General features: G+C 75.4%; 9 protein-coding genes. 2 read left to right on the top strand and 7 right to left on the bottom strand.

Annotated elements, in window-relative coordinates:
• Positions 1 to 189: 189 nt before the first annotated feature.
• Positions 190 to 765, top strand: a complete 576-nt coding sequence (locus EPD83_RS00545; RefSeq protein ID WP_128365433.1) for a hypothetical protein — start codon at positions 190 to 192, stop codon at positions 763 to 765.
• A gap of 62 nt (positions 766 to 827) precedes the next feature.
• Here the strand turns inward: EPD83_RS00545 and pntB are convergent, their stop codons facing one another.
• From pntB to EPD83_RS00510, 7 genes are all read right to left on the bottom strand, one after another.
• Entirely contained in the window at positions 828 to 2,231 is a 1,404-nt protein-coding gene (gene pntB, locus EPD83_RS00540) for a Re/Si-specific NAD(P)(+) transhydrogenase subunit beta (RefSeq protein WP_128365434.1), read from the bottom strand.
• Positions 2,228 to 3,781: a Re/Si-specific NAD(P)(+) transhydrogenase subunit alpha gene (locus tag EPD83_RS00535; protein ID WP_128365435.1), complete on the bottom strand. Its 1,554-nt coding sequence runs from the start codon at positions 3,779 to 3,781 to the stop codon at positions 2,228 to 2,230. Before EPD83_RS00535 ends, pntB begins: the two co-directional genes overlap by 4 nt.
• Positions 3,782 to 4,028: 247 nt before the next feature.
• Entirely contained in the window at positions 4,029 to 7,190 is a 3,162-nt protein-coding gene (locus tag EPD83_RS00530) for a sunset domain-containing protein (RefSeq protein ID WP_128365436.1), read from the bottom strand.
• 131 nt (positions 7,191 to 7,321) lie between these two features.
• The gene (locus tag EPD83_RS00525) at positions 7,322 to 8,950 is read right to left on the bottom strand and encodes an AMP-binding protein (RefSeq protein ID WP_128365437.1); all 1,629 of its coding nucleotides are present in this window, start codon (positions 8,948 to 8,950) and stop codon (positions 7,322 to 7,324) included.
• A gap of 87 nt (positions 8,951 to 9,037) precedes the next feature.
• Positions 9,038 to 10,513: a pyridoxal phosphate-dependent decarboxylase family protein gene (locus tag EPD83_RS00520; protein ID WP_128366614.1), complete on the bottom strand. Its 1,476-nt coding sequence runs from the start codon at positions 10,511 to 10,513 to the stop codon at positions 9,038 to 9,040.
• Entirely contained in the window at positions 10,510 to 11,877 is a 1,368-nt protein-coding gene (locus EPD83_RS00515) for an MFS transporter (protein ID WP_128366615.1), read from the bottom strand. The genes EPD83_RS00520 and EPD83_RS00515 overlap by 4 nt, the downstream gene beginning before the upstream one ends.
• Before the next feature lie 162 nt (positions 11,878 to 12,039).
• On the bottom strand, positions 12,040 to 12,783 hold the full coding sequence (locus tag EPD83_RS00510) for a TetR/AcrR family transcriptional regulator (RefSeq protein WP_128366616.1): 744 nt from the start codon (positions 12,781 to 12,783) through the stop codon (positions 12,040 to 12,042).
• Between the two features lie 80 nt (positions 12,784 to 12,863).
• Here EPD83_RS00510 and EPD83_RS00505 point away from each other — a divergent pair, with 80 nt between their 5' ends.
• On the top strand, positions 12,864 to 13,706 hold the full coding sequence (locus EPD83_RS00505) for an NAD(P)H-binding protein (protein WP_128366617.1): 843 nt from the start codon (positions 12,864 to 12,866) through the stop codon (positions 13,704 to 13,706).
• Positions 13,707 to 13,740: the final 34 nt, after the last annotated feature.

Below are 13,740 nucleotides of genomic sequence, written 5' to 3'. Positions count from 1 at the left end.
GGTCGCCCGGGCAGCCGTCCGGGCACCCGACTCCGCCGGAGCGGCCGGTCGGCGGGGGCGGCGCAACAGCTGGAGGCAGGGCGTCGGCCGTTCGGTCGGATATCGTCCCTCGGCGAGAAATCCGGCCCGCACGGCCATAGCGTCGCTGACGCCCGCCTCTCCGGTTCACCCTGCCCTCTGGAGTCCCCCGTGCCTCGTCCTGTCCTGCCCACGCGCCGTGCCCTCGTCGCCACCACCGCCTGGAGCACCCCGCTCGTCCTCGTCGGCGGGGCCGCCCCCGCGTTCGCCGCCTCCGGCACCTCGGTGACGGCGACGTTCGCCGTCCAGCGGACCGCCGCCGACCAGGTGGTCGAGAGCGGCGTCGTGACGAACCACACCGGCGCCCCGGTCACGGTGACCATCCGGATCAGCGCGGACATCACCCCGGGGACGCCGGGCCGGATCACCAACGGCGACCTGAACAACGACGCGCCCTGGAGCCGGGACTACTTCTACTGGACCGACGGCACCGGCGACGACCCGACCTCCGCCTACTTCCAGGGGACCACGACCACGGCGCTGGCGCCCGGCGCGAGCCTCGCGACCCCGAACGTCATCTACTACCTCGACGCCGCGGCGACCACCGGGACCGCCCGGCTCACCCTCACGGTGCCCGCCCCCGCGACGGTCGTCCAGCCCGCGCCGCTGCCCATCCCGCCGTTCACCGCCCTCGCGCCCGCCCGGATCGCCCGTCGCACCACCGGGGCCTTCCGCAAGCCGCGCTGACCCACCGACGCCGGGGTGGGGGCGCGTCGTGCGTCCCACGCCCGGCGTCGCGGGCCGACGGCTCAGAGGGCCTTGAGGATGTCCTCGACCCGGTCCTTGGCGTCGCCGAAGAGCATCTGGGTGTTCTCCCGGAAGAACAGCGGGTTCTGCACGCCGGCGTAACCGGTCGCCATCGACCGCTTGAAGACGACGACGTCCTTGGCCTCCCACACCGTGAGGACGGGCATGCCGGCGATCGGCGACGAGGGGTCCTCGGCGGCGGCCGGGTTGACGGTGTCGTTGGCGCCGATGACGAGGACGACGTCGGTCTGCGAGAGGTCGTCGTTGATCTCGTCCATCTCGAGGACGATGTCGTAGGGGACCTTGGCCTCGGCGAGGAGGACGTTCATGTGGCCGGGCAGGCGGCCGGCGACCGGGTGGATGCCGAAGCGGACGTCGACACCCTTGTCCCGCAGCGCCTTCGTGAGCGACGCCACCGGATACTGCGCCTGGGCGACCGCCATGCCGTAGCCGGGCGTGATGACGACCGACGACGCGTTCGACAGCAGCGCCGCCGCGCCCTCGGCGGTGACCTCGCGGTGCTCGCCGTAGTCGACGTCACCCACGGCGGCGGTGCCGGCCTCGACCCCGAAGCCGCCGGCGATGACCGAGATGAAGGAGCGGTTCATCGCCTGGCACATGATGTACGAGAGGTACGCACCGGAGGAGCCGACGAGCGCGCCGGTGATGATGAGCAGGTCGTTGTTGAGCAGGAAGCCCGCCGCGGCCGCCGCCCAGCCCGAGTAGCTGTTGAGCATCGAGACGACCACGGGCATGTCGCCGCCGCCGATGGAGGCGACGAGGTGCCAGCCGAGCGCCAGCGCCAGGAGCGTGACGAGACCGAGCAGCAGGTGGCGCCCGAAGACCGCGGTGTCGGGGACGAGGACGTAGACGACCGTGAGCACGACGAAGAGCCCGAGCGCGCCGACGTTGAGCCAGTTGCGGAAGGGCAGCATGAGCGGCTTGCTGGGGATGCGCGCCGACAGCTTGAGGAAGGCGACGATGGACCCGGTGAAGGTGACGGCGCCGATGAAGACGCCGACGAACACCTCGACGTCGTGGATCTTCGGGTACGCGGTCTCCTCGTAGGAGGAGTTCCAGCCGACGAGGACGGCGGCGAGCCCGACGAAGCTGTGCAGCATGGCGATGAGCTCGGGCATGCCGGTCATCTCGACCTTGCGGGCCCGGTCGAGGCCGATGGCGGCGCCGATGCCCATGGCGACGACGATGAGGGCGATGCCGAGCCCGCCGGAGCCGTTGCGCCCGGCGACCGCGGCGAGGACCGTGAAGACCAGCGCCACCGCCATGCCGGCGATGCCGAACCGGTTGCCGCGGCGCGCGGTCTCGTGCCGGGAGAGGCCGGCCAGGGCGAGGATGAAGAGCAGCCCGGCGACGATGTACGCGCCCTGGACGAGGGTGGGGCTCATCGGGCGACCTCCTCGCGCTTGAACATCTCGAGCATTCGGGCCGTCACCCGGAACCCGCCGAAGACGTTGATGCTCGCGACGAGGATGCCGACGAACGCGACGACGGAGACCGCCCAGCCTCCGCGGCCGACCTGGAGCAGCGCCCCGACGACGATGATCCCGCTGATCGCGTTGGTCACCGACATCAGCGGCGTGTGCAGGGCGTGGTGGACGTTGCCGATGACGTAGAAGCCGATGACCACCGAGAGCATGAAGACCATGAAGTGCCCGAGGAAGGGCGCCGGGGAGAACGCCGCGACGAGCAGGAACAGCAGCGCGGCGACGCCGGCCGCGGCGAGCTTCGTCCCTGCGGGCAGCGGCCGTCTCCGGGCCTTCGTGGCCGTGGTGTCGACGGTGATGACGTCGGTGCCGGGGGCGGGCGCGGCGGACACCTGCACCGGCGGCGGCGGCCACATCACCTCGCCGTCGCGGACGACGGTCATGCCGCGCTGGACGACGTCGTCGAGGTCGAGGACGACCTCCCCGTCCTTCTCCGGCGTCAGCAGCTTGAGGAGGTTGACGAGGTTGGTCCCGTACAGCTGCGAGGACTGCGTCGGCAGCCGGCCCGGCAGGTCGGTGTAGCCGAGCAGGGTCACGCCGTTGTCGGTGACGACCTTCTCGCCCGCGACGGTGCCCGCGACGTTGCCGCCGTTGGCCGCGGCCATGTCGACGACCACGGACCCCGGCTTCATCGAGGCGACCATGTCCTCGGTGAGCAGCCGCGGCGCCGGCCGGCCGGGGATGAGCGCGGTGGTGATGACGATGTCGACGTCCCGCGCCTGCGCGGCGTACAGGTCGGCGGCCTTGGCGTCGAAGTCGGCGCTGGTCTCCTTGGCGTAGCCGTCGGCCGACGGGCCCTCGTCCTCGACCTCGATGCGCAGGAACTGCGCGCCCATCGACTCGACCTGCTCGGCGACCTCGGGCCGGGCGTCGAAGGCCCGGACGACGGCGCCCAGGCTGTTCGCGGTGCCGATGGCCGCGAGCCCCGCGACGCCGGCGCCGACGACGAGCACCTTGGCCGGCGGGACCTTGCCGGCCGCGGTGACCTGGCCGGTGAAGAAGGAGCCGAACTCGTGCGCGGCCTCGATGACGGCGCGGTAGCCGCCGATGTTCGCCATCGAGGACAGCACGTCGAGGGACTGGGCCCGGCTGATGCGGGGCACGGCGTCCATGGCCAGGGCGGTGACGCCGCGGGCGGCGAGGGCCTCGACGAGCTCGGGGCGCAGGGCCGGGCTCAGCAGCGCCGCGAGGAGCTGGCCGGGGCGCAGCCGCTCGAGCTCGGTCTCGGTCGGCGCGTTGACCTTGAGGACGACGTCGGCGTTCCACACGGCGTCGTCGATGACGTCGGCGCCCGCGGTGCGGTAGGCCTCGTCGTCGAAGGCGGCCAGGGCGCCCGCGCCGGACTCGACGAAGACGGTGTAGCCGAGCCCGACGAGCTTTTCGACGGTCTTCGGGGTGGCCGCGACCCGGGTCTCACCGGGCACGGTCTCGCGAGGGACGCCGATGCGCACGTGTGCTCCTCACCGCAGGGGGACGGACGCGACGAACCTATCTCGTCGACCCCGGGTCGGCGCGGGACGTGTCGCGCGGACCACCGCCCGGCGGGTCGCGGCGCGGGGGGGGTGGCGGCGGGCCCGTATCCGGCCCGTGCGTCGCGCCCGGTCCGGGGGCCGGTTCCGGGCACGGGTCCGCCCCGGGACCGGGCGGGCCGCCGGCGGGGTGCGCGGCGGTGCCCGGGTCCCGGGGCGGGACGGCCCGTCAGCCCTGCGAGCGCCCGAAGCCGCTGCGCTCGGCGGCGCCGGCGTCGTAGAACCAGACGTCCGGGTCGGCGTCGTCGTACCCGGGGTCACCGGGGACGCGGTACGTCATCGTGTCGCGGTAGGCCTGCACCGGGTGGTCCATCGGCTGGGCGCCGTCGTCGAGCGTCGCGGCCGACCCCATGCCGTAGCCGCCGTCCCGGATCTCGTGGAACTCCGAGACCCGGCGCTGCCGCGGGCCGGCCGGCGCGCTGTCGTCCGCGCCCTCCGCGCCCTCCGAGCCCTCGGCGTCCGGTGCGGTCGTGGCGTGGTCGTCCGCGCCGTCGGCGACGGCGGTGTCGTCCGCGGAGGAGGTGTCGTCGGCCTCCCAGGTCCGCTCGTCCGCCCCGGCGTCGCCGTCACCGGCGGTGCCGGCCGAGGACTCCTGCTCCTCACCCGGGTCGACGAACGAGACCTCGGACCGGCTCGGCGTGCCCGCCGGCTCGTCGGCGTCGTGGTCGGTGTCGGAGGACGTGCCGTCCGCGGCGGTCGTGTCGGTCGGGTCGGAGCGGTCGTCGTCCGCCGCGGCCGTCCCGGTCGTCTCCGCGTCGGTCGTGGCGGAGCGGTGGCCGTCCGCGGCCTCGTCGCCTGCGCCCCCGGCTCCGCCGTCACCCGTCGCGTCGCTGCCCGCACCGGTCCCGCTCGCGTCGGGGTCTGCGCCGTCCGTGGCGGCCTCGTCGCCGTGGTCCGTGCCGTCCGACGCGGTGCCGTTGTCGGGGTCGGTGCCGTCGGCGGCTGCGTGGTCACCGGTCCCCGAGGCGTCACCGGTCCCGGCGGAGCCGCCGTCCGACCGCTCCTCCTGCTCGGGCTCGACGTCGTGGACGGTGTCCATGCCGACGGCGGCCGCCTCGCGCTCCATCCGGACGAAGTCCTCGTGCAGCCGGTCGCCGCGCTCCTGGTTCTCCTCGAGGCGGGCCCGCTCGGAGGCACCCCAGTCGGGCGCGTCGTCCTCGTCGGGGTCACCGGTGGACTCGACCTCGGGCTCGGCGGGGATGGCGGCGTCGGTCTCGGCCTCGGCCGGCGGCGCACCGCCCGGCTCCGGCTCGACGTCCGTGCTCCCGGCGTCGGTGGTCCCGGCCTCCGGTGACACCTCGGCGGCGGGTGTCCGGTCGGACCCGTCGTCGGTGACGTCCTCGGCGGCGGCCTCGTCGTCCGTGGCCGTGGCCTCCGCCTCCGGCCCGGCGGTGCCGGCGGCGACGCTGGGCCCCGCGGCGGAGGTCTCGACCGGCCCGTCGGCCGACTCCGGCTCGGCGCGGTCCTCGGCCCCCTCCACCTCGTCGGCGGCGGAGGTGTCGGCGGTGCCGGCGGCGTCCGAGGTGCCGGCCGAGTCGGCGCTGCGCACCGCGGCCGACGCACTCGAGGCCTCGGACTGCTCGCCCGTCGCGGACGACGCCTCGTCGTCCCGCACGGAGGATGCCGGCTCTGCGCCGGCCTGCTCGGTCACGGCCGTGTCGTCGCCGTCGGTGTCGTGCGGGCCGCCCCACTCGCCGGACGGGCTGCGCGCGTCGTCGGCGGCGGTCCCCTCCTGGTCCGCCGCGCCGCGGGCGGCGTGGTCCTGCTGGTCGTCGGGGCCGGACGTCGTCGTCATGTCGCTCCCTGTTCCGCTCGGGCTCGCGGCCGGGACCCCGGACGACCGGGCGTCGTCCACGTCGTCGTCGGCCGAGGCCTGCTGTGCGTCGGTCTCGTCACGGTAGTCCGTGGCGGCCGCGATGCGCGCGCTGCGGTGCTCGTCGTCGCCGCCGTCCCCGGCCGACCGCTCGGGGTCGACCGCGGCCGTCTCGGACCACGACGTCGCCCCCGAGGACCGGTGCGCCTCGGCCTCCGCCGCCTCGCGGGCGCCGGCCTCGTCGTCGCTCGCCTCGTGGGCGCTCGCGTCGTCGGGAGTCGCGTCGTCGTGCGTCCGCTCGTCGGCGTCGTGACGCCCGTCGGACACGGCCGCCGCCGCGACGGCGCCCACCGCCGCACCACCGGCGGCGACGGCCGGGGTGCTCCACGCCGTGGCACCGGGGCTCCCGGGCGCCGCCTCGTCGTCCGAGGGCTCGTCCGACGTCTCCGCGCCGTCGGCGGACGCGAAGCCGCGACGCTCGTCCGCGGCGGGAGACGCGTCGTCCTCCGGCTGCCCGGCCGCCGGCCCCCCGGTGCCCGCGCCCTCCTCGACCGACCAGTCGTCGGCCGGACGGTCTCCGCCCTCCGCTGGACCCGAGCCCTCGCCCGCCCAGCCCAGCGGCGCCGCACCCTCGTCCGCAGCCGTCGTCCACGAGTCGGGGCCCGGCTCGTCGCCGGCGCCCCCCGTCGTCGCGCCGTCGTCGGTCCGCCACTCCTCGGCCGGCCGGTCCCGCTCCTGCGGGTCCTCGAACCCGCCGTCGCCGTCCGCGCGCTGCTCGTCCCGCGGGGTCCCGTCCTCGTCGTCGTGCGTCGCGGCCCAGGTGCCGGCGCCGATGACGGCGGCGCCCGCCGCGCCGGGGACCGGGGCCGCGGGGCTGCCGGCCCAGGCGGCCCGCTCGGCCTCCTCGCGCATCTGCCGGGCCTCGGCGCGCGTCGTCGGGCGACGCTCCTCCCCCGCCGTCGCCTCCGACCCGGCCGGCCGGTCGCGCTCCCAGTCCAGCCCCTCGGGATCGGCGGGACGGTCCTCGCCCGCGCCGTGACCCGAGACCTCGTCGTCGGTCGTCTCGTCGTCGGCGGTCTCGCCGTCGCCGAAGGTGTCGTCCTTGCTGTAGTCCGGGCCCCGGTGGTCGGCGTCGTCCGCGGCCTCGAGGGCGGCGGCGTGCTCGGAGTGCCGGACGTCGGGGTCGACCTCGTCGGCGCGGGCCAGCATCGTCTCGTACTCGCGGCGGGTGGCCTCGGCGGACTCCCGCTCGCGGCGGGCCTCGTCGCGCAGCCGCTCGGCCTCCTGGCGCGCGGCCTCGGCCTCGGCGTAGGCGACCCTTGCCCGTTCCTCGGCCTGGGCGGCGAACGTCTCCTGGCCGCGCACCGCGCCCGCGACCTCCTCGGCCTCGGCGCGCAGGCCGGCGGCCTCGACGCGGGCCTCCTCCTTGCGCGACGAGGACCGACGCACCAGCAGGAACACCACCGCGAGGGCGACGACGATGACGAGGATCACGATGAGCAGCTGCGTCGTGGTCATGGCACTTCCTGTCCGATCGGTGCGGGCGCGAGCGACGCGTCGCCCGGACAACCTACCGCCGGGCCGCGGGTCCGTCCTGCCGCCGCCCCGGTGGCTCGTCGCAGGAGGTCAGCCGTGGTGCGGGGCCCGCGTCAGAGGCCCAGCTCCGCGACGGTCTTCTCACGCATCTCGACCTTGCGGACCTTGCCGGTGACGGTCATCGGGAACTCCTCGACGACCTGCACGTAGCGCGGGATCTTGTAGTGCGCGAGGCGGCCGGTGCAGAACTCGCGGACGGCCTCGGCGGTCAGCGGCTCCGCGCCCTCGCGCAGGACGACCCAGGCGCACAGCTCCTCGCCGTACCGCTCGTCCGGGACGCCGATGACCTGGACGTCCTGGACGTCCGGGTGCTCGTAGAGGAACTCCTCGACCTCGCGCGGGTACACGTTCTCGCCGCCGCGGATGACCATGTCCTTGATGCGGCCGGTGATCTGGACGAACCCGTCGTCGTCCATGACGGCGATGTCCCCGGTGTGCATCCACCCGTCGACGAGCACCTCGGCGGTCCTCTCCGGCTCCTCCCAGTAGCCGAGCATCACCGAGTAGCCCTTCGTGCAGAACTCGCCCGGGGTGTTCCGCGGCAGCGTCTCGCCGGTCGCCGGGTCGACGACCTTGACCTCGAGGTGCGGGTGCACCGACCCGACCGTCTCGACCTTCTGCTCGAAGGTGTCGTCGGTGCGGTTCTGGGTCGAGACCGGCGAGGTCTCGGTCATCCCGTAGGCGATCGTCACCTCCTCGATGCCGGCCTCGATGAGCCTGCGCATCATCGACGCCGGGCAGGGCGAGCCGGCCATGATCCCGGTGCGCACGCTCGACAGGTCGTAGGTGGCGAAGTCCGGCAGGGCCCACTCGGCGATGAACATCGTCGGGACGCCGTAGAGCGAGGTGCACCGCTCCTGCGCGACAGCCGCGAGCGTCGCCGCCGGGTCGAACCCCGGCGCCGGGATGACCATGCACGCGCCGTGCGTGACGGCCGCGAGGTTGCCCATGACCATGCCGAAGCAGTGGTAGAAGGGCACGGGGATGCAGATCCGGTCGGCCTCGGTGTAGCGGCACAGCTCGCCGACGAGGTAGCCGTTGTTGAGGATGTTGTGGTGCGAGAGCGTCGCGCCCTTGGGAAAGCCCGTCGTGCCCGAGGTGTACTGGATGTTGATCGGCTCGTGGCACTCCAGCGCGTTGTGCACCATGGTCAGCCGCTCGGGGCTCACCTGGTCGGCGCGCTCCAGCAGGTCGGTCCACGACTCCTGCCCGATGACGTACACCTGCTCCAGGTCCGGGGTGTCGCCGCGGGCCTGCTCGACCATCGCGACGTAGTCGGAGGTCTTGAAGGACGCGGCGGTGACGAGCATCCGGATGCCGGCCTGGCGCAGCACGAAGGTCAGCTCGTGGGTGCGGTAGGCGGGGTTGATGGTGACGAGGATCGCGCCGACCTTCGCCGTCGCGAACTGGACGAGGGTCCACTCCGCGCAGTTCGGCGCCCAGATGCCGACCCGGTCACCCGTCTCCAGACCGGCGGCGACGAGGGCGCGGGCCAGGGTGTCGACCTCGGCGGCGAGCTCGGCCCAGGTCCAGCGGATCCCGCCCGCGCGGTCGACGAGGGCCTCCCGGTCCGGGTGACGGGCGGCGGTCGCGCCGAGCGCGGCGCCGATCGTCTGCTCCAGCAGCGCGGGCTCCGGCGGGCCCACGGTGTGCGAGAGCGTGGGGTCCGGGGTCGTGGTCATCGTGCTCCTTCCGGCGGTGGTGCCTGTCGGTCCCAGCCAACCCCTCGGGGGGCGCGCTGGCAACCGGCCGCCCCGGGGCGGCGCGGGTCAGGGTGCCGAGGTGGTGCCGGCGGGGGCGCTGGGCCGGGAGAGGCGGTCGAGGACGCCGAGGAGGATCGCCTCGCGCAGCGCCGGCGGGCAGGCGTCGAGCAGGGCGTTGACCGGGGCCATCCGCTGCGGGAGGGCGAGCGCGCCGTCTTCACCGGCGAGGCCCGCGGCGGCGAGGAGCCGGCCGAACGTCGCGTCGTCGAGGTGGCCGGCGTCGAGCGACCCGAGCATCCCGGCGAGCGCGGGGTCCACCTGCACCGGGCCGGCGGCTCGGGCGGCGGCGACCGCGGCGCGCAGGTCGTCGAGGAAGGCGGGGACCGACGGGGCGGTGGCCGCCGAGAGCGTGAGGTGCAGGGTCGGCGGCAGGTCGCGGAAGGCCATCTGCGGCTGGACGTACCAGCCACGGGCCAGCATCTCGTCGGCGACCGTGTAGACGTCGCAGGAGGCGTCGGTGGTCAGGGCCAGAAGGCTGGCGTCGGGCGCGGCGACGACGGCCAGCCCCTCGATGCCGGCCGCGGCCCCGGCGAGGTCGAGCGTGGCGGCGCGGGCCTGCCGGGCCAGGTGGGCGTAGCCGTCGCGGCCGATGTGCCGGACGACGGCCCAGGCGGCGGCCAGCGGGCCTCCGGACTTCGTCGACTGGAGGGTGCTGTTGAGCATCGTGTAGCCCGGCCAGTCCGCGGAGGCGAAGAAGTGGCCGCGGCGCAGCACGGCGTCGCGGTGCAGCAGCAGCGAGACGCCCTTCGGCGCGTAGGCGTACTTGTGGAGGTCGACGCTCACGCTCGTCACGCCGTCGACCGCGAAGGTCCACGACGGGACGTCGTCGAGGTGCGGCAGCACCCACCCGCCGATGCAGGCGTCGACGTGGCAGCGGATGCCGCGCTCGGCGGCGACGGCCGCGATCTCGGCGACGGGGTCGACGACGCCGTGGGCGTAGGACGGCGCGGACGCCGCGAGGAGGACCGTCGTGCCGTCGACGGCGGCGCGCATCGCCTCGGGGTCGGCCCGCAGGGTGGTGGGGTCGACGTCGACGACGACCGCGCGGACGCCGAGCAGGTGCGCGGCCTTGAGGAACGCGGCGTGGGCGCTCGAGGGGATGACCATGCTCGGCGTCGTCACGTGCGGGGCGCCGTCCCGGGCGGCGAGGACGGCAAGCACGACCGACTCGGTGCCGCCGCTCGTCACCGAGCCGACGAACCCGTCGGGCGCGTCGAGGAGGTGGCCGGCCTCCGCGACGAGGTCGTTCTCCATCTGCAGCAGGGAGGGGAACGCGGTCGGGTCGAGGCCGTTCGTCGGGCCGTACATCGCGAGGGCGTCGCGGCCGAGGGTGTCGACGTCGGCGAGCCCGGAGTCGTAGACGTAGGCCAGGGTGCGTCCGCCGTGGGTCGGCAGGTCGTGGACGCGCAGCGCCTCGAGGGCGGCGCGGACCTCGTCGGCGGACGGTCCGGTGGCGACGGGGGCCGGGGCGTGGTCGGTCATCGGGGGACCTCCTGGTCGAGGCGGTAGCGGCGCAGGACGAGCAGGGACGCCGCGACGAGGACGGCGGGGACGAGGGTGAAGCCGAGAGCGATGGCGGTGCGGGCGGAGTCCGGCTGGGCGACGGCGGCGTCGGTGGACGAGACGTAGCCGCCGAGCGCGAGGACGCCGGCGAAGAGGAACGGCCCCAGCGCCAGCCCGAGGGTCTCCGCGGCCGTCCAGACGCCGGTGTAGGTTCCGGCCCGGTCCTCGCCGGTGCGGTCGGTGTCGGCGGCGGCGACGTCGGGGAGCATGGCCAGCGGGAACATCTGGCAGGCGGCGTACCCGATGCCGACGACGGCGACGGTGACCGCCGTCGCGGCCGTCCCGGCCCGGACCGCGAGGAGGGTCGCGAGGGCGCCCACCCCGAGCAGCACCGAGCCGGCGACGAAGCCGGTGCGCTTGCCGCGGGCCTCGCCGAGGCGCTGCCAGAGCGGGGTGACGAGCAGCGCCGGCCCGACGAAGCAGACGAAGAGGACGGTCGCGGCGGCCGGGCTGGCGAGCAGCACCCGCGCCACGTAGTCGACGCCGGCGAGCATCGCCCCGGTGGCGAGGGCCTGGAGGACGAAGGCCCCGAGGAGGACGCGGAAGTCCGGCGCGGCGGCGACGACCCGCAGCTGGTCGCGCAGGCTGCCTCCCGCGGTGGCCGTGCGGCGGGCCGGGGCGTGACGGGTGCCCCACCAGGCGCCGGCCGCGCCGACCGCGATGAGGACGCCGACGAAGAGCCCGACGCCGCGGTAGCCCCACGTCGGGCCGAGCGCGTCGCGGATCACCGGCGACAGCCCGCCGGACACGAGGATGGCCAGCGCGAGCACGGCGACCCGCCACGTCATGAGCCGGGTGCGCTCGTCGTAGTCGGCGGTCATCTCCGCGGGCATGGCGACGTAGGGCACCTGGAAGAACGCGTAGGCCGTGGCGCAGGCGAGGAACGTGACGACGACCCAGGTGCCCGCGAGGGCCGCCGGTGCGGTGGGGCCGGCGAAGAGGAGCACGAAGGCGACGGCGAGCGCGAGCCCGGCGGTGAGGAGGAAGGGGCGGCGGCGTCCGGCCGGGTTCGTCGAGCGGTCGCTGATCCGGCCCGCGACCGGGTTGAGGACGGCGTCCCAGGCCTTGGGGAGGAAGACGACGAGCCCCGCGACGCCGGCGGCGATGCCGAGCCGGTCGGTGAGGTAGGGCAGCAGCAGCAGCCCGGGCACGGTGCCGAACGCGCCGGTGGCCACGGACCCGAGCCCGTAGCCGCGCCGGACGGAGGCCGGCAGGGCCGGCGCCGTCGCGGTGCCCCCGGCGCGGTCGCGGCCCGGTGGGCCGGACGCGGCGGCGGGGCTCATGCCCGGGACCCTAGCCGCCGGCGCGGGCGGGGGACGGCACACCGCCCACACCGCCCGGGGTCCCGGTCGGCGTCGAGCGCGGGGCTCGCGGGCAGCGGTGCGGTGGATCGGGGTCCTGGCCCCGCTCCACCGCACCGCCGGCCGTTCGTGCGCGGGGCGTCGTCAGGCGCCGAGGCCGTCGGACGACGGGCCGGGCCGCGCGAGGACGCGGTCGAGCCACTCGGCGAGGAGCCGGCGCTCGGGCTCGCTCAGGGCGTCCAGCTCGGACACGACGGCGCGCAGGTGGACGGCCGCGGCGGCGGGTCCGGCTCCGGCGGGCGGAGGCGCGGCGCCGAGGATCCGGCCGAGGACGGCCTCGAACATCTCCCCCGCGAGGGTCGGGTCGCGGTCCTCGACGGGGGTGGCGAGCAGCTGCTGGATCACGCCGACCCCGGCGGCCTGGATGAGGTCGACCGCCTGCCGCTCGGGGACGGCGAGACGCCCCACGACGGCGAGCCGGTGGACGCGCGCGGCGAGGACCTCCCGGCCCGTCCGGGCCGCGGGCGAGTCGACGACGCGCTCGGGGTCGCCGAGGAGCCGGAACACCGCGGGGTTCGCCAGGCCGAAGTCGACCTGCCGGGCCCAGCTGCGGCGCAGGTCCTCGAGGGGGTCGGCGTCGGCGGCGGCCTCGGCGGCGGCGGCGTCGACCTTGGCCGCGACGAAGGTCGCCATGACGTGCTCCGCGACGGCCTCCAGCAGTCCGTCCTTGTCGCCGAACTGCCGGTAGATGGTCGGCGCCTGAACGCCGGCGGCCTCGGCGACGCCGCGGGTCGTCATCGCCGCGGGGCCGCCGTCACGCAGGAGGCGGGCCGCGGCCTCGACGATCGCCGTGCGCGTCGCCTGACGGGGGGTGTCGGCCTCGGTCACGGACCAACGGTAACAGCAACTTGCTTCCACTGATCCGTGCGCCTACGCTCGCTAACGTCGATAACACGAAAGGCGAACCAATGATCATCATCACCGGAGCGACCGGCGCCCTGGGCGGCGCGACCACCGAGCACCTCCTCCAGCGCATGCCGGCCGACGAGATCGTCGTCGTCGCCCGCGACGCCGCGAAGGCCGAGCATTTCGCCCGGGCCGGGGTCGAGGTGCGGCACGGCGACTACGCCGAGCCCGACTCCCTGCCGGCGGCGTTCGCGGGGGCGGACCAGCTGCTCCTCGTCTCCTCCAACGACCCCGCTGAGGACGCCGTTGCGCTCCACCGCGCCGCGATCGACGCCGCGGTGCACGTCGGGGTCGGGCGGGTCCTCTACACGAGCCATCAGGCAGCGGCGCCGGACAACCCGTTCCGGCCGGGGCAGGACCACGCCGCGACGGAGCAGCTGTTGGCGGAGTCCGGGCTCCCGTGGACTTCATTGCGCAACGGCTTCTACGCGCACAGCCTCCAGTGGTTGGCCGGCCCCTGGCGGGAGACCGGCGTCATCACGGTGCCCGGCGACGGCCCGGTCTCGTGGACGGCGCGCGAGGACGAGGCCGAGGCAGCGGCGCGCATCCTCGAGGCGGACGGCGCGTACGACGGCGCGGTCACCCTGACCGCGCCGCGGACGTGGACCTTCGCCGAGCTCGCTGCGGCGGCCTCCGAGGCCACCGGCCGGGACATCGGGCTCCGGCTCCTCGACGACGACGAGTGGGTCGCCGGGCGGACCGCGGCCGGGCAGCCGGAGCAGATGACCGGCTTCCTGCTCGGCTTCCACCGGGCGGCGCGTGCAGGCTTCTTCGCCGGCACCGACCCGGTGCTGACCGAGCTGCTCGGCCGCGAGCCCCGCTCTGCCGTGGACGCCCTCGTCTGACGGGACGGCCCGGGGTCCCGGTCGGCGTCGACCG

Source organism: Phycicoccus flavus (genome assembly GCF_004025965.2).
Taxonomy (GTDB): Bacteria; Actinomycetota; Actinomycetes; order Actinomycetales; family Dermatophilaceae; genus Phycicoccus; species Phycicoccus flavus.
The sequence above is the reverse complement of the archived record's forward strand: the minus strand, read 5'-3'. Positions and strand labels throughout refer to the sequence as shown.

Excerpts from the sequence above, each read along its gene's own strand:
- pntB (WP_128365434.1), bottom strand. The coding sequence starts at position 2,231 with ATGAGCCCCACCCTCGTCCAGGGCGCGTACATCGTCGCCGGGCTGCTC.
- EPD83_RS00530 (WP_128365436.1), bottom strand. The coding sequence starts at position 7,190 with ATGACCACGACGCAGCTGCTCATCGTGATCCTCGTCATCGTCGTCGCC.
- EPD83_RS00525 (WP_128365437.1), bottom strand. The coding sequence starts at position 8,950 with ATGACCACGACCCCGGACCCCACGCTCTCGCACACCGTGGGCCCGCCG.
- EPD83_RS00520 (WP_128366614.1), bottom strand. The coding sequence starts at position 10,513 with ATGACCGACCACGCCCCGGCCCCCGTCGCCACCGGACCGTCCGCCGAC.
- EPD83_RS00515 (WP_128366615.1), bottom strand. The coding sequence starts at position 11,877 with ATGAGCCCCGCCGCCGCGTCCGGCCCACCGGGCCGCGACCGCGCCGGG.
- EPD83_RS00505 (WP_128366617.1), top strand. The coding sequence starts at position 12,864 with ATGATCATCATCACCGGAGCGACCGGCGCCCTGGGCGGCGCGACCACC.